This is a genomic window from Corallococcus sp. CA049B (assembly GCF_003611685.1).
Lineage (GTDB): Bacteria > Myxococcota > Myxococcia > Myxococcales > Myxococcaceae > Corallococcus > Corallococcus coralloides.
Map to the genome: position 1 here is coordinate 1 of NZ_RAWC01000178.1, position 19,273 is coordinate 19,273.

Annotated in this window: 14 protein-coding genes; 6 read left to right on the forward strand and 8 right to left on the reverse strand. The window is 69.7% G+C overall.

The window, feature by feature from the left end; all coding sequences use genetic code 11:
* Window positions 1–13: 13 nt before the first annotated feature.
* The gene (locus D7W82_RS29375) at window positions 14–337 is read right to left on the reverse strand and encodes a hypothetical protein (protein WP_120621507.1); all 324 of its coding nucleotides are present in this window, start codon (window positions 335–337) and stop codon (window positions 14–16) included.
* Between the two features lie 180 nt (window positions 338–517).
* On the opposite strand from D7W82_RS29375, the gene D7W82_RS29380 reads away from it, so the two are divergent.
* Window positions 518–958: a VOC family protein gene (locus D7W82_RS29380; RefSeq protein ID WP_304988750.1), complete on the forward strand. Its 441-nt coding sequence runs from the start codon at window positions 518–520 to the stop codon at window positions 956–958.
* 64 nt (window positions 959–1,022) lie between these two features.
* Here the strand turns inward: D7W82_RS29380 and D7W82_RS29385 are convergent, their stop codons facing one another.
* On the reverse strand, window positions 1,023–4,586 hold the full coding sequence (locus tag D7W82_RS29385; RefSeq protein ID WP_120621508.1) for a fibronectin type III domain-containing protein: 3,564 nt from the start codon (window positions 4,584–4,586) through the stop codon (window positions 1,023–1,025).
* Between the two features lie 163 nt (window positions 4,587–4,749).
* Window positions 4,750–6,249, reverse strand: a complete 1,500-nt coding sequence (locus D7W82_RS29390) for an ArnT family glycosyltransferase (protein WP_370451086.1) — start codon at window positions 6,247–6,249, stop codon at window positions 4,750–4,752.
* A gap of 100 nt (window positions 6,250–6,349) precedes the next feature.
* Between D7W82_RS29390 and tesB the strand changes: the two genes are divergently transcribed.
* Entirely contained in the window at window positions 6,350–7,219 is an 870-nt protein-coding gene (tesB, locus tag D7W82_RS29395; RefSeq protein WP_120621509.1) for an acyl-CoA thioesterase II, read from the forward strand.
* A 7-nt stretch (window positions 7,220–7,226) separates the two neighbouring features.
* Here the strand turns inward: tesB and D7W82_RS29400 are convergent, their stop codons facing one another.
* Window positions 7,227–7,796, reverse strand: coding sequence for a hypothetical protein (locus D7W82_RS29400; RefSeq protein WP_120621510.1), 570 nt, complete (start codon window positions 7,794–7,796; stop codon window positions 7,227–7,229).
* Window positions 7,797–7,876: 80 nt separating this feature from the next.
* Window positions 7,877–9,106 (reverse strand): heparin lyase I family protein, encoded by a 1,230-nt coding sequence (locus tag D7W82_RS29405; RefSeq protein ID WP_120621511.1) that lies wholly within the window; start codon window positions 9,104–9,106, stop codon window positions 7,877–7,879.
* Window positions 9,107–9,642: 536 nt separating this feature from the next.
* On the opposite strand from D7W82_RS29405, the gene D7W82_RS29410 reads away from it, so the two are divergent.
* Window positions 9,643–11,436: a sigma 54-interacting transcriptional regulator gene (locus D7W82_RS29410; protein ID WP_120621518.1), complete on the forward strand. Its 1,794-nt coding sequence runs from the start codon at window positions 9,643–9,645 to the stop codon at window positions 11,434–11,436.
* 15 nt (window positions 11,437–11,451) lie between these two features.
* On the opposite strand, the gene D7W82_RS29415 is transcribed toward D7W82_RS29410, so the two are convergent.
* Complete coding sequence (locus D7W82_RS29415) at window positions 11,452–12,831, reverse strand: hypothetical protein (protein WP_120621512.1); 1,380 nt, start codon at window positions 12,829–12,831, stop codon at window positions 11,452–11,454.
* A gap of 441 nt (window positions 12,832–13,272) precedes the next feature.
* On the opposite strand from D7W82_RS29415, the gene D7W82_RS29420 reads away from it, so the two are divergent.
* Both D7W82_RS29420 and D7W82_RS29425 read left to right on the forward strand, forming a co-directional pair.
* On the forward strand, window positions 13,273–13,989 hold the full coding sequence (locus D7W82_RS29420; RefSeq protein WP_120621513.1) for a class I SAM-dependent methyltransferase: 717 nt from the start codon (window positions 13,273–13,275) through the stop codon (window positions 13,987–13,989).
* Window positions 13,990–14,000: 11 nt separating this feature from the next.
* The gene (locus D7W82_RS29425) at window positions 14,001–14,834 is read left to right on the forward strand and encodes a ThiF family adenylyltransferase (RefSeq protein ID WP_120621514.1); all 834 of its coding nucleotides are present in this window, start codon (window positions 14,001–14,003) and stop codon (window positions 14,832–14,834) included.
* 73 nt (window positions 14,835–14,907) lie between these two features.
* Here D7W82_RS29425 and D7W82_RS29430 read toward each other — a convergent pair whose 3' ends face one another.
* Both D7W82_RS29430 and D7W82_RS29435 read right to left on the reverse strand, forming a co-directional pair.
* Complete coding sequence (locus D7W82_RS29430) at window positions 14,908–15,360, reverse strand: hypothetical protein (RefSeq protein ID WP_014397960.1); 453 nt, start codon at window positions 15,358–15,360, stop codon at window positions 14,908–14,910.
* 371 nt (window positions 15,361–15,731) lie between these two features.
* The gene (locus D7W82_RS29435; RefSeq protein ID WP_233588005.1) at window positions 15,732–18,200 is read right to left on the reverse strand and encodes an acylase; all 2,469 of its coding nucleotides are present in this window, start codon (window positions 18,198–18,200) and stop codon (window positions 15,732–15,734) included.
* Between the two features lie 239 nt (window positions 18,201–18,439).
* Here D7W82_RS29435 and D7W82_RS29440 point away from each other — a divergent pair, with 239 nt between their 5' ends.
* On the forward strand, window positions 18,440–19,093 hold the full coding sequence (locus tag D7W82_RS29440) for a phosphatidylcholine/phosphatidylserine synthase (RefSeq protein WP_120621516.1): 654 nt from the start codon (window positions 18,440–18,442) through the stop codon (window positions 19,091–19,093).
* The last annotated feature ends 180 nt before the right edge of the window (window positions 19,094–19,273 follow it).

A 19,273-nucleotide genomic window follows, 5' to 3' on the forward strand; every position in this document is an offset into this window, starting at 1 on the left:
GGACGGGCGGCCTTCAGGTCTGCAGGTTCATGGACAGCGAGCGGCCGGCCGCGAAGCGGGGCTCCGCCTGGAGCTTCTCCAGGACGCGGTCCGAGGCGACGAGCGTCACCTGGGGCAGCAGGCCCGGCTCGCTCATCCACTTCACCGCGCCCAGCAGGTGCTGGGCCTTGATGAACTCCAGGACGGCGCCGTGGAAGGCCTTGCCCTCCTCGCGCCACCCCTGGGCCAGCTCCGCCCGGCCCCGCTGCTCCACCGGTTGGGGGGCCTTGGAGGCCCTTGCCGCGCGCCGCTTCGGGGACTGCTCTTCACGGGGCAGGACGATGATTTCGATGAACATCTCTGCACCCTCCTGAAGGCAAGAACAGCGAAGTGGCGCGGACTATCGCACGAAGCTGCGTCGTCCTGCCGCCGTGCGCCCGCGCTTTTGTGGAAGTCGCTGCCGCTTTCACGACTTCCCGGGCGCAGCCGCCTTGACATGCGTGAATTGCAGCTCTGATGGTCATGGGAGCGCGCGGTGTTGAACGACACCCGACACGCCAACCACGCGAGGCAGACCATGGAACTGCACCACGGCCGCATGTTCGACCACGTCCACCTCCAGGTCCGGGACCTGGAGGCGAGCAAGCGCTTCTACCGCGCGGTGCTGGAGGTGATGGGCATCCCGGTCTTCAACGAGAGCGAGCGGCACCTGGCCGCGGACGAGCTGTTCCTCAGCAACGACCGCGAGCCCACCGCGCGCGTGCACCTGGCCTTCCAGGCGAAGGACCGGGAGATGGTGCACCGCTTCCACCAGGCGGCGGTGGCCGCGGGCGGCCGTGACAACGGCGCGCCCGGCGAGCGCTCCTACCATCCGGGCTACTACGCGGCCTTCGTGTTGGATCCGGACGGCAACAACATCGAGATGGTCCACCACGGGCCCGCGAAGCGCTCGGCGCCGTCCGTCGTGTACACGTGGTGAAGCCGTGAAAAGGCACGGGGGCCCCCGGCGTGGACCGGGAGCCCCCATGTCACTGCCGGGATGACTAGCGCGCCGTCACGGTCCGGCCGCGCACCTGCTTCGCGGACGGGGCGGTGGGGTTGGCGGCCACCGCGGACGCGACGTTGAAGACCAGGTCGTCGCGGTCGTTGTACGTCCCGGACACGCAGGCGCTGGTGGCGGTGCTGCTGAAGCGGAACTGCGCGCGCACGGCGTGGTTGCCGGTGGTGCTGCCCACGGTGACGGGGAAGGAGAACGTCTTCACCCCCACCGCGGTGCAGGCCTGACCGGTGCTGATGGCGGTCCACGACGGCGTGGTGGTGTTCGTCGTGTAGTACAGGTCCAGCTGGTCGCTGGTGCCGTAGCACCACACCGTCACGTCCACCGTGAGCTGCTTGCCCGGGGTGATGGTGCCCTGGTCCACCGTCTTGAGCACGATGCGGTCGATGCTCTCATCCGAGTGGTAGGTGCCGCTGGAGCCGTCCGCGCAGGTGCCGCCCAGGGTGTTGGGCTGGTTGGGCTCCGCGCCGCCGGACAGCGTACCGCGGCCATTGACGAGCGTGGGGCCGGTGTCGCAGCCGCACACGGAGCCGCAGGCCGGGGTGCGCAGGCTTGCGTTGTACGTGGCCACGGTGGGCGTGCACACGTTGGTGGTGGTGAAGCTGAAGGCGGTGCTGTACGGGCTCGCGCCGCAGCTGTCGGTGGCCCGCGCGCGCCAGTAGTACGCCGTCAGGTTGGACAGGCCCGGCGTCACGTTCCACGCGCTGGAGGACAGGCCGGTGGCGCCGCGCACCACGTTGGTGAACGCGCTGTCGGTGGCCACCTGCACGTCGTACCCGGACGCGCTCGTCACGTCGGACCAGTCCAGGGCCGGCGTCAGCGCGACGCCCGTGGCGGCGTTGGCGGGGGCCGTCAGGGTGGGGGCCGCCAGGGTGACGCAGCCGCGCGTGGTGAAGCTGCGCGTCGCGCTCCAGGAGCTGGTGCCACCGCACGAGTTGAGCGCCCGCACGCGCCAGTAGTAGGCGGTGCTCGCCGTCAGGCCCGGGGACACCGTCCAGGCGCTGGCCACGAGCGAGTTGGCGCTGCGCACCACGTTGGTGAAAGCGCTGTCGGTGGCCACCTGGACCTCGTAGCCGGACACGCCCGTCACGTCCGCCCAGTCCAGCGCCGCGAGCAGCTCCACGCCGGTGGCGCCGGAGGCGGGGGTGGACAGCGTGGGCGCGCCGGGCGCCGCGCAGGTGGGCGTGGTGCAGGTGCAGGTGGACGCCGGGCCGAAGCACGCGTTGCTGCTCGCGGGCACGACCGAGTAGCAGTACTGGCGGCCGTTGGCGACCTCCGCGTCCGTGTAGCTGGTGCCGGTGACGGTGGCCACGCGCGCCTTGCCGAAGTCACAGCCCGCGAAGCCCTCCGTCTTCATCACCCAGTACTGGCTGGCGCCCGCGGAGGCCGTCCACGACAGGCCCACCTGGCTGTCGCCCGGGGTGGCCGTGGTGGTGGGGGCCGCGGTGGGGGCCGCCGAGCAGCCGCCGTTGGTGGGCGCGGGCGTGGAGCAGGCGATGTTGTGGCGGTTGTACGCGGCGTAGATGGCCGTCATGTGCGGCGTGCCGTCCGCCAGGTTGCCGTTGTCGTCGTCCGCGGCCAGCCACTGCATGTAGCCGTTCGTCGCGCCGCAGCCGTCGGACGTGCCGGCGGTGCAGTTGCAGGCGTGCCACGTGCCGATGTTGCCGGAGCCCTGGTAGAAGAGCTTGTTGCCCAGGAGGAACGCGTCGTTGGAGTCGTAGTTGAAGGGCGCCGCCGTCAGGTCGCGCGTCACCAGGTCCCACGCCGCCTGGCGCACGGGGGACGCGGCGCAGTGCACCTGCTTGCTGCACGGGCCGGAGCCAGACGAGCACATCTTGCAGGTGAAGTTCTGCGGGGTGGCCGGGATGTTCGGCACGCTCGCCGCCCAGTCCGCGTCGCGCACGCCCGAGCAGCGCGTGTTGCACCAGGACTGGCCCGCGACCTGCGCCTCCTGCTGGTTGTAGCCCGTGCCGTCCGGCGTCAGCCCGCAGCCCGTGTTCGTCGTCTGGAAGAAGCCGTAGCCCACGCAGGACGTCTGCAGGCGCAGGATGCCCGCGATGTCCGCGTAGCCCTCGCTGGAGTTGGAGAGCGAGCCGTTGGCGTCGTAGTTGTCCATGCCGTGGCCCCACTCGTGGTCGAACACCGCGCCAATCTCACCGGTGTTCCGGCAGCCGCCTCCGGACTTGTAGAAGTTCACGCTGCTGCCGTTCCAGAAGGCGTTGCAGGTGCTGTTCAGGTTCACGTTGGACGTGAGCTGGCCCTGCAGCCAGGTGTTGCTGGGCAGCCAGCCGCGGGCCACCTCCTTGATCTTGTTCAGCTCGTAGAAGCTGGAGCGCGCCGCCGGCGTGTTGCCCGGGGACGTGCCCGCGGGCACCGTGCAGTCGTGGTCGTTGTTCACGCCGCCCAGGTCCAGGCTGCCCGTGGCGGAGCTGACGTTGATGGCGCCGCAGCTGTCGGCGATCTTCACGTACTTGCCGGAGAGCGTCGTGTTGAAGGTGCCGGTGCTGTAGTTGTAGATGCCCGCGCCGTCCGTGAAGTTGTTGGGTGACGCGAAGCCCGTGTTCGCCCAGGGCATGGGCGTGTTGGGCTGCATGGTGCCGCACGTCTCCTTGGACGTGCAGGTCCCGATGTTGGTGGACGGGTACACGCCGCCCTTCACCTGCGCGTCGAAGTAGTGGTTGTCATCCTCCACGGCGAGCACCTCGCCGGAGTTGGCGTCCACCGTCACCTTCCAGCGCTCGTGCTCACCGGGGTTGGAGAAGCCGTAGCTCCACACCAGCGCGTGCCCGTAGCCCTGGCCGAAGGCCGCGCCCGTGCGCGCGTAGGGGGTCACCTCCAGCGTGGGCGGCTGCCACAGGCTGGTGGGCGACAGCGTCTGGCCCAGGAACGTGCTGCCCGCGGCCATGGCCTGGTTCGCGCTGAAGCGGGGCTTCGTGTCGATGCCCACGTTGGCCCACGCCTCCGTGCCCAGGAGGATGAGGTTGCCGTGGCTGATGGTGGCCGAGAGCCGGCCGTGCCGCACCGTGATGCCGTTCACCACCTGCGGGATGTGCACCTGCCACAGCGTGTCCGTCACCTGCGTCACGCGCGGCGAGCCCAGCTGCATGAGGTCCACCCCAATCGCTTCCTGGTGGTCCGCGACGAACTTGAAGACGAGCTCCCCCACCACGGACTCGTCCACGCTGCCCACCGAGCGGCCCAGCCCCTGGCGCACGGCTTCGAGCGTGACGTTGTTGCGGAAGCCGTCACCCGGGATGAGCGGGAAGCTGCCCTGGATGCCCGTGGGCATGCCGGACAGCGGATCCAGGTACACCTGCACGTTGCCGCCGAAGCGGGTGACGAACCCCGCCCACCGGTCCGCGCCCGCGCGCGGCATCAGCGACCGCGCCTTCTCCAGCGGCACGTTCTGGATGGGCAGATAGAGGTCCGGCTTGAAGAAGGCCTTCTTCGCCACCGCGCTCTGCTGTTCGGGCTGGGAGGGTTGGAATGCGTACGTCGTGGATGACACCAGGAGGGCAAGACAACACAACGCGGACCGCAGGGGGCGCATGACGTCTCCTCGGGTGATGCCGCCGGACGGGACCGGCGGGCTCCGGGGCGGAGCACCCTCCTGCTTAGGTCATGCGCTTTTTAAGTTGGTATTGCGGTTATTCCTGATTAGGGCCGTATTCCTGAAAGCGGAAGGATTTCAATGGCTTGAAGTGTTCAGTCGCTCAGGGTTGGGGCCAGAGCCGGACGCGGTCGTCCTGGATGAGCTTGCCGTTCACCGCGTCGGTGGTGCCGCTGGCCATGAAGCGGCGGGGCGTCTTTTGCGTGGCGACGAGCGCTGCCTCCGCCCACACGAGCAGGAGCAGCGCCCCGGCGAGCGCGGGCAGCCTCCGGGCCGCGGCCGCGTGGCGCTCCCCCAGGAGCTTCAGCGGCAGCACCAGCAGCGGCAGGAGCGCGGGGAAGACGACGAGCAGGCCGCGCGCGTAGCCGAAGAAGGCGAGGGTGACGAGCACCCGGTGCAGCACCACCAGCGACAGCAGCCGGAAGGGCGCGTGCGCGGGCTTGAGCGACAGCAGCATCCCGGCGAGGAGCAGCGCCGCCAGCGGCCACTTGAGCCACGCGGCGTCGGGGACGAACACGTCCACCGGGGCGCGCTCGCCCATGAGGCCTCCGGGCACGTCCGACACGCCCACGCCCAGGCTCAGGCCGTCCAGCCACAGGTCCAGCTTCGTCCAGAGCAGCCGCGCCGCGGCGCCGGGCGAGGCCACCATCCAGCGCAGCCCTTCCGCGTAGCCGTGCAACAGCAGGCGCCGGTGCTCCGGGCGAGAGGGATCCAACTGCCCGTTGCTGCCGCCCTGGTTGATCAGCGCGGGCGTGAAGCCCCCGGTGGCGCCGGCGTGATTCGCCATGGCGAAGTTGAGCGGCCCGTACACGGTGACGGGCACCCACTCCGGCAGCGGCTCCAGGTGCGGCGCCCTCGCGTTCAGTTCGCGCATCGTGTCCAGGTTGCGCAGCGCTGAAGGCACGAGCAGCAGCAGGGACACGCCCATCGCCGCGCCCCAGCGCAGGGCCCACGGCTTCCAGGGCGCCCGCTCGCGCGCGGTCCACGCATACGCCAGCAGGAAGGGCCACAGCCCCAGGTGCTCCGCGCGGGTGAGGGTGCCCCAGCCCATCACCGCGCCCAATCCCAGCACCGCGGGCCAGGACGGCACCCCGCCGGCCATGCGCGATGCCAGCGCGCAGGTGAAACACAGCCACAGCGCGGACAGTGTTTCATTGCTGTACGTGGTGGAGAGCACCAGCCACCCGAAGCTCGTGGCATACAGCCCCGCCGCCACCAGGCTCCACGGCGTTCCCAACAGGCGCCGCCAGAAGCCCTGGCAGAAGGCCACCGTGGCTGAGCCCACACAGGCGAGCGCCAGCTTGTACGGCAGCGCGCTGCCTTGGGGCTCGCCCAGCACCCGGTACAAGAGGCCCAGCAGCGCGGGGAACAGGGGCGGGTGGTAGGGCAGGGCGGTGGGGCCTTCGCGGCCCCGCGCCAGCTCCAACGCGGCGGTGTGGAAGAAGCGCGCGTCGCCCGCGAAGAAGACGGAGAAGGGCCAGTCCCGGTCCGGCGCACCCGCCAGGTACAGCCCGCGCAAGAGCAGGCTGGCGGCGAACGTGGCCGCCATGCCCCAGGCCGCCGGGTGCCGCCGGATGGCGTCTGGCAGGGAAAGCGAGGCCACGGGCTCCTCCGGGGCAGAAAGGCGCCGCACTCTACATTGGTCCGCGCACCGGCCTGGGGGCTGGGATATGGACGGGGTGCGTCAAAACGGGAGGACGTACATGAGCCGGGTGCTGGACGAGCTGTTGGGGCTCCTGAAGCTGGAGCCCATCGAGGAGAACCTGTTCCGAGGCGCGAGCCAGGACCTGGGCTTCCGGCAGCTCTTCGGAGGGCAGGTGCTGGGGCAGTCCGTGTCCGCCGCCAGCCAGACGGTGGAGGCGCAGCGCACGGTGCACTCGCTGCACGGCTACTTCCTGCGCCCCGGGGACGCGAGCCTGCCCGTCGTCTACACCGTGGACCGCGTGCGCGACGGCGGCAGCTTCACCACCCGCCGCGTGGTGGCCATCCAGAAGGGGCAGCCCATCTTCACGCTGATGGCGTCCTTCCAGGGCGAGGAGCCGGGCTTCACGCACCAGGCCACCATGCCGGACGTGCCGCCGCCGGAGTCGCTGCCCACGGACCTGGAGCTGCTGGGGCGCCACGCGGGCCGCATGTCCGAGCGGCACCGGGAGAAGTTCCTCTCCGCCAAGCCCATCGAGATGCGCCCGGTGACGTACGTGGACCCCTTCGAGCCCACCGCCGAGCCGCCCGTGAAGCACGTCTGGTTCCGCGCCGACGGCGCCATGCCCGACGAGCCCCAGGTGCACCGCTACGTGCTCGCGTACGCCAGCGACTTCAACCTGCTGGGCACCGCGCTCCAGCCGCACGCGCAGACGTTCCTCCAGCCGGGCTTCCAGATGGCCAGCCTGGACCACGCGCTGTGGTTCCACGGCGACCTGAAGGTCAACGACTGGCTGCTCTACACGATGGAGAGCCCCTGGGCCGGCAACGCCCGGGGCCTGGCGCGCGGGCACGTCTTCACCCGCGACGGGCGGCTCGTGGCCTCCGTGGCCCAGGAGGGGCTCTTGCGCCAGCGCACGGACGCGCGCTAGCGGGACGTCAGAAGGACATGCCCTGGGACAGCCGGGGCCGGGGACCCAGCTCGATGACGCCGCCGCGGTCGTCCGGGTCCGAGCCGCTGGTGGGCTTGAAGAGCATGCTCACCGCCACCAGCGACCCCATCAACGCGACGCCGATGGTGCCCGTGAGCAGCAGCGTCTTGCCCAGGCTGAACTCGCGCAGCCGGGCGTGGTCCACCTCCGACAGGGGGACGACGACCGGGGGCGCGGCGGCGCTGGAGGTGGAGCCCTCCAGGGGCACGCCCCGGAAGCGGTCGCCGTCCACGCCCACCTCGATGAAGCGCTGGAACTCCGCGTCCGCCTGGGCGGAGACCCGCGCCAGCGCCAGCGGCGTGTCGGCCGTGAACTGGTGCGCCTGGCCCTCCGCGTCGTGCACCGTGCGCTTGCGCGCCGTGACGCGGTTGGGCAGCACGTCGCCCAGCTCCCGCATCAGCGCCGCGTTTTCGTCCCGGAAGCCATCCAGCCGCGCCAGCTCCGGCTTGGGAATGGCATAGGTCGTGGTGCAGGACGCCAGCATGGACAGGGCGGTCAGCGCGGCGCACAGACGCATGAGACGACTCCTCGGGATGGACTCGTGAAAGCCTATCCCGGGGCGTGCCCCGGCGCCTACCGGGGCACGCGGCCGGTGTCTCACTTCAGCTGGTAGTTGGCGTTCAGCACGTCCGCCTGCGTCCGGCCCATCACCCAGCCGTCGTGGTAGACGACGCCCACCGGCGCGATGGTGTCGTTCCGGTACAGGCCGATCTTCAGGTAGTTGAGCTGCCCGGAGTACTGCGTCGCGATGTTGCGCTTGGGCAGCACCAGGTTGCCGTCGTAGTACAGCTCCACGAAGCCCACGCTCGCGTTGGGGGACCACTTCACGTGGAAGACGAAGTCGTGCCACGTGTTGCGCACCAGCGGCGTGCGCCAGACGATGGTGCCCGGGGACCCGCCGATGTTGAGCCGCATCTCCTCGCCGTACACGTAGAACTCCACCGGCGGCGAGCCGCAGCAGCCGTCGTGGTGCCACTGGGTGAAGAGCTGCCAGGTGTTCACGCTGGGGAAGTCCGCCGCGAAGCGCGTGCTCCAGCGGTACCAGTACTCGGAGCCCGCCGGCTCCTTCGTCTGCTTGAAGATTTCGTTGCGGTTGCCGCTGGAGTTGATGGGGTCATCGCCCTGCCTCACCGTGGCCTTGAGGGCGTAGCCGCCCTCGCGCACCGGCGACGCGATCACCTGCAGCCGGTCCGAGGACATCATCTGCGTGCCGTCCCACTGGCTGCGGTCCCCGGACTCGAAGTCGCCCCGCCACACGATGCCGCCCGGCGTGGTGGGCGGGGGCGTCGTGGTGGTGCCGGCGCAGGGGCGCGCCTCCGCGATGCTGGCCCAGTCGTTGAGGGTGTTGCCCTGCACCGTGACGCGCACCCGTCGCGCGCTCACCGGCGTGAAGGTGTACGTCTCCGCCGCGGTGGTCGTGCCCAGGCTCCTGCCGCTGTACACCTGCGTATAGGTGTAGCCGTCCGGCGACACGGAGACGGTGAACGTGTTCGAGCGCCTGTTGCCCTCGTGCCAGGCCACCGCCATCGCGCCCACGCTCCTGGTGGAGCCCAGGTCGTAGTCAATCCACTGGCCCCTGCCCAGGCTGCTCCAGCGCGTGGTGAGCTGATCATCCAGCGTGTTCGCCGCGACGCTGCCGGTGCCGTCGTCGCCGCTGGCCTTCACGCTCGTGGGAGTCAGCTGCGTGCAGCCGGTGGTGGTGAGGTCCTCGCCAAACGACTCGAGCGACGGCTGGCGCTCTTGCGCCGGAAGGGAACCATCCGGAGCGCCACAACCAGCGGCGCCCAGGACGAACAACGTTTCAACCAGGAGGAGGGTTTTCTTCAAGGGGTTGGCCCAGGGGGAAAGGACAGGCAGTGAAAGGCCATGCTCCAAGGACAGGAGACAGGGGCATGGCTGGGGGATGTCTGGCTTTACGGCGGGGCAGCCGGCAGCGCGCGAAAGGCTGCCGTGTTCCAAGGTGATAAACCGAATATCGAAGTTCTATTTCGAACACAAGCGACGCTGAGCCCGCTTGCATGCCGGGCAGGTTCAAAACCGAAAGACAGACATCAATTTCAGACGGCCCGGTTGAAATCCTTCAACACACCGGGAGGAGCGATACGGCCCGTCGCGTGGGATGCGCACCCCCGGAGCACGGACGTTTCGCGCCGCGGGTTGTGGTGCGGTGTGGGAACGCGCGAGCCATCGTTTCGGGCAGGGCGTTTTGGACCCGTGTCCACTTGCGACGTGCCGTGGGGACATCCTCTTTGCCGCCGACTTGCGATGACGGGAGAATCAGGCAGAAACCCGTCCGCGATGTCCGTATTTTTCCAGGAAGCCCGCCGCGCGGCGGCCATGAGGCTGGTCGAGTGACGCACCCCATGTCGCGCCCCGCGTCCGAGCAGGTGCCCCGGAGCGAGCGCAAGCCGCTGTACGTGAAGGTGGTGACCCAGCCGGCGTTGCATGGCTGCTGGTCCGTGAACATCAGCGAGACGGGCATCGGGCTCATCGCCACGCCGCGCCGCCCTTCCGAAGGGCCGCACGAGAACGAGCCGGTGGAGATGGCCTTCTCGCTGCCGGACACGGGCGCGCACGTGCGGGTGCACGGCACGGTGCGCTGGCGCCACGACACGGCGAGCGGCGGCGGCACCGTCGCGGCGCTGGGCATCAGCTTCGGCGCCTTCGACGCGGCGGACGGCGTGAAGCTGGCCCGCTACCTGGCCACGTCCCACCTGCAGGTGGTGGCCGCCTTCGCCTCGGACGACGAGTCACGCGCGGTGCGCCAGGCCCTGGACGGCGTGGCCACGCCGCACTTCGCCGCCACGTCGGAGGACGTGCACGCGCTGCTCACGCGCGGGGACATGGCGGTGCTCCTGGTGTGCGGCCAGGACGAGTCGCGGGCGCTCGCGCTGGTGGAGTCCCTGGCGGAGCTGCGCGCGGAGGTGGACCCCACGGGGGCGGGGCCGCCCAGCGACCTGGCCTCGCGCATCGTCTACTGCGCCCCGGCGGCCCCGGAGCGGCTGGTGGCGCTCTTCAACACCGGCCGCATCTACCGGGCACTCGGCGTGTGGCCGGCCCCGGACACCCTGCGCGAGGCCGTGCTCCAGGCGGGGCGCGAGCACGGCTTCCGCACGGAGCAGTGGCGCATGGCGCTGGAGCTGGAGCGCAACCTCCTGCGCGAGCGCGCGCTGGCCCAGACGCCGGTGGTGGGCGTGGGCCGCCACGGGGAGGACGTGGGCTTTCGCAGCCCGCCCATGCAGCGGGTGATGGAGATGGTGCGCCTGGTGGCACCCCACCGGGTGGCGGTGCTGCTGCAGGGCGAGACGGGCACCGGCAAGGAGGTGCTGGCGCGCATCCTCCACCGCCTCTCTGGCCGCGTGGACCTGCCGCTCGTCGTCCAGGACTGCGGCGCGCTCACGGAGACGCTGCTGGAGAGCGAGCTGTTCGGCCACGTGAAGGGGGCCTTCACCGGCGCGGTGTCGGACCACCCGGGCCTCTTCGTGCTCGCCAACGGCGGCACCATCTTCCTGGATGAGATTGAGAACACCACGCCCAACCTCCAGGCGAAGCTGTTGCGCGTGCTGGAGACGGGCGACGTCCGCCCGGTGGGCGGCACCCAGGTGCGCCACGTGGACGTGCGCGTGGTGGCCGCGAGCAACCGGGACCTGGGCGAGGAGGTGCGCGCCGGCCGCTTCCGCGCGGACCTCTTCTACCGGCTCAACAGCTTCACCATCGACATTCCGCCCCTGCGCGAGCGCCCGGAGGACATCCCGGAATTGGCCCGCGCCTTCGTGGAGCAGTTCAACCGCACCCTCAAGCGCTCCGCCACGGGCGTGGCCCCGGACGCGGACGAGGTGCTGCACGGCTACGGCTGGCCGGGCAACGTGCGCGAGCTGCGAAACGTGGTGGAGCGGGCCGTGCTCCTGTCCCGGCCCGGGGAGATGCTCACCCGGCGCCTGTTGCCGCCCGCGCTCCTCAACAACACGGTGCCCCGGGCGGACCCCACCGGGGACGGCTCGCTCAGGGCCCGGCTCCAGCAGGTGGAGCGCGACCTCATCCGCGAGGCCCTGGAGCGCCACGGCGGCGTCCTGCGCCGCGCCGCCGTGGCCCTGGGCATGGACCCCGTGACGTTGGGCCGCCGCGCCCGCCGTCACGGATTGTGGAAGGCGGAGTAGCCCTCCACGCGCCCTTCAGTGCGCCCGCATCCACTGGAGGATGGGCTGCCACACGCGCACGCGCGCGTCCCGGGCGAGGAACAGGTCCGCGTGGCCGAAGTCCAGCGCGCGCTCCCCCTCCGGCCGGCTGCGCACGATGAGGTGGGTGACGTCCGTGCTGCCCAGCAGGCGCGTGGAGTACTCGCCGTAGCGGCCCACGCCGCCCCCCGCGCCCACGTACAGCACCGGCACCTTCACGTCCTTGAGGTGGTCGTCGTAGGGCACGTCCAGGCCGCACAGCTGCTTCTCCGTCTCCACCACCTCGTTGAGGCTCTGGTAGGGCGCCGCCAGCTGGAGGTAGTCGAACAGGGTGGCCTCCGACGTGTAGGCCGTCCGGTCCGGGAGGCCCGCCGTGTCCGGCACGCTGCCCGCCAGGTGGTAGCCCGGCGTGATGGGCTGGAGCGGCGCCAGCAGCGCCCCGGTCCGCCCCGCGGCGATGACGGCGAACTTCCGGTTGGTGGGGCGGATGGGGCCCGCGAAGTCCGCGGGGGCCAGCGGGGACGGCGCGTTGGGAGCCCGGTTCGCCAGCTCACCCATGGTCTTCACCGGCATGCCCGGCGCGGGCCCCAAGAGGCCCCCTTCCGTGCGGCCCTGGTCGCGGGCGGTCTGGAGGGCCTGATACCGGTCGCACGCCCACTGGCGCTGCTCGGCCGCTTCCGGCCCGTAGCGCAGCACCATGTCCATGGGCACGAAGCCGTCCACCCGGCGCAGGGCGCGCGGGCGCTGCGACTCCCCGTCCAGGTACGCGTACCCGAGGGTCGCGCCCCGGCTCCAGCCCAGGAGGAACATCCGGTCGTTGTTGCCGCCGTTGCCACCCAGCCGCCGCACCACGTCCGCCAGCGCCAGGCCCGTTCCCACGTCCTTCACGTGCGACTGCATGTTCCAGCCCTCCATGAACTGGAAGTCCGTCTCCGTCTCCGGCACCGCCACCCAGCGCAGGTCCAGGCCCCACACGTCCACGTCCTGGCTGGCCAGGTACGCCGCCAGGGAGCGGTTCTCCGGCATCGTCGCCACGCAGGTGTTGGTGAGGAACGCGGGCACGAAGCCCCACAGGTCCCCGTGCACCATGAACACCGCCCGGCTGCTGCGCGCCGGAATCCACGGGTACGCCTCACGCACCACGCGGTGCACGGTGATGGCGTCGTACTTCCCCGCGCCCACCCGCACCTTCCAGCTGTAGTGCGCAAGCCCACCACCCAGCGACTCGCGCTTCGTGGTGGAGGCCCTCAGGCCCGACGACACCAGCGACCGCGACCATGCATCCGCCTGGACTGCCACCTCGTGCGCGTCCCCCGGATTCGCGCGCAGCGCAACGAACAGCATCACCACCACCCACAGGCTCGACGTCCCACGCATACCGACCTCGACTCGCATTGAGGGTCCCCCACGCAGACAAGCGCCAGGCTCCGACACCCGGTGCCTCCCGATGCAGGCCTTCCCAGAGCACCTTCCGCGCCAGGGCCCAAGTGGTTGATTTCATTGGTGTTGCCCCGCAGGGCAAGCTTCACCGGTGAAGGCCGCTGGACGCAGGTCCCAGCACCCTCCGAGTGAAGAAACGCAGGACCCGGCGTGCTTCAATGCTGAGACATGCGGACCACGAATGGCGCGGGTCCCTTCGGACTGAACGGACACCCCCGCCGGCCCCCCGGGGTGTGTTTGTTCATTCAATCCAACACATACATCTGAAACAGGCAAGTCCTGGATGGTAGGGGACGACGGCGGGGCAATCGCTTGGAGGTGGGGGGACGGGAGACAACAACGGATCTCACCCTGACTCCCCTCGGAGGGGGAGGACCCATGCCCGAGACCGTCTTCGTCGACAACATCTGGAACGACTTCGCGCACAGCTACGATCAGATGATCCCCGAGCTGCCGTGCTACCAGCGGCAGCGCGAGAAGATCCTCCGCGACACCCGGGAGCGCTCCTACGTCATCGACGCGGGGTGTGGCACGGGGCTCGTGAGCGAGCCCCTGGTGCGCAGGGGACAGCGCGTCGTCGGCTTCGACAACAACCAGGCCATGCTGGCCCTGGCGGTGCGCCGCCGCGCGAAGGAGCCGGAGGCGGTGCGTGCCCGCTGGACGCTGCTGCCCGGAGACGTGTCGCAGTTCCCCCTGGAGGTGGAGGGCGCCGCGGACGCGGTGGTGATGAACAACGTCCTCTTCTACGTGAGGGACCCGGAGGCCGTGCTGCGCGAGGCCTGGACGCACCTGAAGCCCGGCGGCGTCCTGTGCATGACGAGCAACAAGCGGCCCCGGCCCGACCTGGAGCTGGTGCTGAAGAACTCCATCCGGGAGTGGGAGGCGCAGGGGCGGTGGACGGAGAGCCTCCAGCGCGCGGTGAACCACCACCGCACCTGCGCCCAGAAGCTCACCACGGACCCCAACGAGATGGTCACCTTCCTGGACACGGACCAGGCGGTGAAGCTCTTGGAGAAGGTGGGCTTCAGCGAGGCGCTGGTGGCCGACGGCGACGACTACTACGGCGAGAACTTCTACGTCTGCATGCGCAAGTAGGGAGCCCTTCCATGACGAACGTGAACCCCCGTTTCCAGCGCAACCTGGGCGTCCTCCACCCGCAGACCATGGACAAGCTCGCCAGCACCCACGTGCTCGTCGCCGGCGTGGGCGGCGCCGGAGGCCAGTGCGCGGTGGACCTGGCGCGCCTGGGCTTCGGCTGCCTGACGCTCGCGGACTTCGACGTCTACGAGCGCCACAACATCAACCGGCAGGTTGGCTGCTTTGAGAGCACCCTGGGCCAGCACAAGGTGGATGTGGTGGAGCGCATGTGCCGGGACATCCACCCGGACCTGCGCGTGCAGAAGGTGAAGGAGGGCATCACCGACGGCAACGTGGCGGACGTGCTCAAGGGCCTGGGCGGCCTGCCGCCGGTGGACTACGTGGTGGAGGTCATCGACATCGCGGGGGCCCGCGCCAAGGAGTCGCTCCACCAGACGTGCCGGCAGCTGGGCATCCCCATCATGACCGGGCTGATGCTGGGCTTTGGCGCCGCGCTCCACGTCTTCCAGCCGGACGCGCCGCTCTACGAGGAGCTCTTCATCCTCCCGGACGGCCGCATCGACCTGCCCAAAATCATCCCGCACCTGGGCAGCTACATGCTCCAGGAGTACATGGATGCCTGCTACCAGGGGAAGGGCCACGCGCCCACGTGCGTGATTGGCGCCACCACCGCCGCGGGGCTGATGGTGAGTGAAATCATGCGAGGCGTGATGCTGGGGGCTCGCGCGATGGTGTCCTGGCCCGAGTACCTCTACGTGGACCTCTTCGACCACCGCTACGTGCGCGGCTCCGTCGGCGCCACCCGTCCGGCCCGTCCGGTGGGGCAGGGCGCGAGGGGCTGAAGGCCGCCCGCCAGGAAGGCTTGTCGCTCCGGGGCCGGGGGCCCTCTTCAGGGCCCCCGAATCCCCCCGGGGACTACATCACCACGCCGCGCGACCGCGCTTCGTTCACCACCTGCGAGCCATCCACGCCCAGCCGCCGGGCAATGAAGCCCGCCGCCCCGTCCGCGTTCTTGTGCACGCGGATGAACTGGTCGTCATACGTGCGCGTGACGATGAGCATCCCCGACACGATGACGCGCTGGAGGTTGTGCTGTAGCTCGTTGCCTTCGATGATGACGTGGATTTCGGAGAACAGCGCCCGCGCGTCCGACAGCATGTTGGACAGGTGCCGGCGCTGCTCGCTGTTGGGGACCGCGGACTTCGCTCCCGCGATTGTCACCAGCACCAGCGGCTGCTGCTGATGCTGCTGGTAGGCGGCCTGCATCTTCTGGAACACCGCCTGTATCTCTTCCGGCGTCGGTGGAGCGTCCCAGCGCAGGAAGAACACCTTGTCGATGACGTCTGTCTTGTAGACCGGAAGTGCCATGGCGTTCGCGACTCCTTCGTGTCGGACCCAGCGGCCGTCCCGGTCGGTACGCGTCCGGGCGTTCTCCCTGGGCCTGGGGGACATCCTGCGCTTCAGCCGCGGTCAAGAAACTAGCCCTGAAGGCTGACATTGCTGAGACGACACATCCTGTCAGCCCTGACGGCGTCACGGACTGTGTGTTCGCCTCGGAGGTCCCCTTGGATGTTCGCTAACGGATGCTGAACCCAGACGCCGGGGCCGGCTGCCCTGTCTGTCTATTCCGTTCCATGTGACAAGTTTCAACGGCGATTCCCCATGAAAACAAGAAGGCCCCGGGAGCACGGTGGCTCCCGGGGCCTTCGAAGAGGCTTCAGGCCGTCAGACGGACGCGGTCAACCGCCGGAGACGGTGGTCTCCACCATGTTCGCGTCGCCGTTGATCTGCGCGTCCGTGAAGAGGATGGGGCGCCACTTCTTCTGGGAGTACAGCTGGGTCTGGTCCGAGTGGTGCGGGGAGTTGCGGTCGCCGGACTGGCTGTAGGTCAGCACGGCGTTGGCGGTGGGGCCCTCGGCGGTGAACTGGAGCGCCATGACGAAGGAGCTGCCGTTGTTGATGGGGTAGCCCTCCTTCGCCAGCAGGGTGTTGGCGTTGTACGAGGCCGAGTGCGGCTGGGCGAAGTCGAACACCGTGGTGCGGGCGACGCCGAAGGACATCACGTTGGTGACGCCCTCGCGGTGCATGCCGCCGTGCAGGGGGATGGGGGCGCCCGTGCGGGTGGTGAACTGCACCTGGCCCAGCGTCTTGTCCAGCGCGTTGCCGGAGCGGTTGATGGTGAAGACGGCCTGCGCCAGCTTCACCAGCACCGGGTCGTCACCCGTGGCGGGCGCGGGCGTCAGGGTGTTGGGCGTGGCGATGGGGTTGGCCGGGTTGAAGCCCACGGAGAACAGCGGGCCCGCGTTCTGGAGGTTGCCGCCGGTGTACGCGCCCAGGAACTCGCGGAACACGAAGGCGCCCTTCTGGTCCACGTCGTAGCGGCCGTTCCAGCCGGCCAGCAGCGCGCAGGCCTGGCTGATGTCCACGGCGGTGTTGTTGTAGGTCACCGTCGTCTTGCCCGTGCAGCGCTCCACCACGGACGCGAGCAGCAGCTCCGCCATGCTGCTGCGGTTGCTGAACACGGCCGCCTTCAGCTCCTCGTGGCTGAACTTGCCGTCCGCGCCGGAGGCGCCAGTCTCACTGACCTCCGTGAGGACGGTGGCGTTCATGCGCGTGCGCGGCGACTGGGGGAAGTTCTCCAGGCCGTGCAGCGGGGAGAAGCCGGTGAGCGGCGCGGCGGGGTTGGCCAGCCAGTAGCTGTCGTTCGCGTTGAAGACGAAGTCCTTGCGCTCCAGCTGCGGCACCTTGGCGAAGGGCACGAGGCCGGGGCTGCGCGAGCCCGGCTCCACCTGCCACTCATTGGCCGGGTCGCTGCCGTTGAGCAGCACGAAGCCCAGGCCCTGGAAGATGCCGGCGGTGATGGGGTTGGAGCCCGTGGTCGCCTCGGTGAGCCACTTGGTGTACGCGTCCTTGGAGAGGTTGGGCGTGGGCGTGGCGTCCGTGTACCAGGCGTTGCCGTCCTTGTCGGCGAACATGGTGTTCACCCAGGGCAGGCCCTGCTGGGTGGAGTAGACGTCCTTGAACTCGGCCAGGGACTTCGCCTTGTTCATGCCGTGGAACTGGTCCAGGAACTTGGTGTTGTCGATGTTGGCGTCGCGCAGCGTGAGCGCCGTCTTGGTGTTCCAGCCCAGCGTGCCGGGGGGGAAGCCCGGCGCGGCCGAGTCCGGGAAGGCGATCATCGGGCCGTAGTGGCTGAACCAGACGGTCTGCGAGTAGTTCGTCAGCGAGCCCTCCGACAGCTTCACCAGGACGGTGAACGTCTTGGAGGTCATCTGGCGCTCTTCGTTGCCGTACTTGTAGACGGTCGGCTTCCCGTCCACGAGCTGCAGCTGGTACATCGTCGCGCGCTGGCCGGAGGAGAACGTGTGCGTCCAGCCCACGTTCTCGTTGAAGCCGATGAGCACCGCGGGCACGCCCATCAGGCCCACGCCGTAGACGTTCATCTGGCCCGGCACGGTGAGCTGGCTCTCCCACAGGCGCAGCTCGCCTTCCCAGGGGAAGTGCGGGTTGGCCATGACCATGCCCTTGCCGTTGTCGGTGCGCTCACCGCCAATGGCCCAGCCGTTGCTGCCGAAGTCCGCCAGCTTCAGCCGCTGGAGCTCCTCCAGCGACGGCATCTGCGGGCGCAGCGCGGCCTGCTTCGGGTCCACGGACTGCGCGCCCACGGTGGGGGGCGTGGCGGACGGGATGGTGAGCGCCAGCGCGTTGATGCCCGCCAGCAGCGTCAGGTCCGTGTTGTACGCCAGCAGGTCCACGGTGCTGATGGGCCGGACCCAGGCCGCGTTGGCGCACTCGGCGGGACGGGCGTCCGCGGGCACGTCCTCCAGGTACTTGTTGTAGCCGGCCACGTAGCCCGTGACCATGTCCTGCACTTCCTGCGACAGGGTGGGGAAGGCCGCTTCCGCGCGCCCCATCAGGTCCATGGCCCGGTACGCGATGTCAGAGCCCACGTGCCGGTTGCCGGGGCCCTGACCCAGGAAGCGCGCGCGCTCGCCGCGCACCTTGAGGATCTGATCCGCCAGCGTACAGACGTGGTCCTGCGCGAAGGCATAGCCCTGGCCGAAGCCCAGGCTGGCGTAGCTGTCCGCGGTGATGTGCGGGATGCCGTAGGAGGTGCGCTTGATCTTCGCCGTGTACTTCGGGGCAGTCGGGGTGGGCCCCGGATCGACGGGCTTGGGATCATCCTCACAGCCGGTGGCGGTGGCCACCAGCGCCAGGGACGCGATCAGAGAGAGAGAAAGACGGCGGGTCCGGACAGAACGGAACCCTCCGCGAGGAGGAAGATTATCGGGGATGTGCTCGGGCATGGCGGCCCGGAGACTAGGAAGGTGGCGATTCGCCGGTCAATGTTTCTGGGATTTGACTTTTCCACGGAGATGAAACGCGCGGATGCGTTGCGTCGTGGGTTTGGGAAAGCCGGAAAGACGGTGTGTGTTACACGGGAGCCATGACGTCCGAGCCCTCGTCGCCGCCCGCGGCCCGCCGCCCGCGCCGCCACTTCTCCATGATTCGCACCTTCGTGCTGGCGGACTTCGTCACGCTCGGCAACGGCTTCTCCGGCGCGGGGGCCATCCTCGCGGCCATGCAGTCGCTGGCCACGAACAACCCCCGCTGGCTGTGGGTGGCGTTCTGCCTGATGCCGGTGGCGCTGGCGATGGACGTGGCGGACGGCCGCATCGCTCGGTGGCGCTTCCGCAAGTCGCCGCTGGGCGCGGACCTGGACTCGCTGGCGGACGTCATCTCCTTTGGCATGGCGCCCGCGGCGCTGGCTTTCGCGGTGGGGCTGCGCGGCAACCTGGACGTGGCGGCGCTGCTCTACTTCGTCGCGTGCGGCATCAGCCGCCTGGCGCGCTTCAACGTCACGTCCGCGGAGCTGTCCGACGGCACCGGCAAGGTGAAGTACTTCGAGGGCACCCCCATCCCCACCAGCCTGCTGCTGGTGATGGTGCTGGCGGCGGCCACGTGGCAGGGCCGCATTGGCGACGCGCTGTGGGGCGGGGTGTGGAACCTGGGACCGCTCACGCTGCACCCGCTGGCGCTGCTCTACGTGGCCAGCGGCAGCGCGATGATCAGCAAGACGTTGCGGATTCCGAAATTCTGAAGTCTTCCGCCGTGGTGGGCACGGGGGTGCCATCCAGTGGACGTTCTGGAGGGCAGTTCCCCTGTTTTTCCCACGGTGAGGCGGTTGGCAGTCCCGGGGTGGGTGCCTAGCTTCGCCACCTGATCCGCGAGGTCCACACCCGGAAGGTGTGGCCGCTACCGCGGCTTCAAGGCTTTTGGG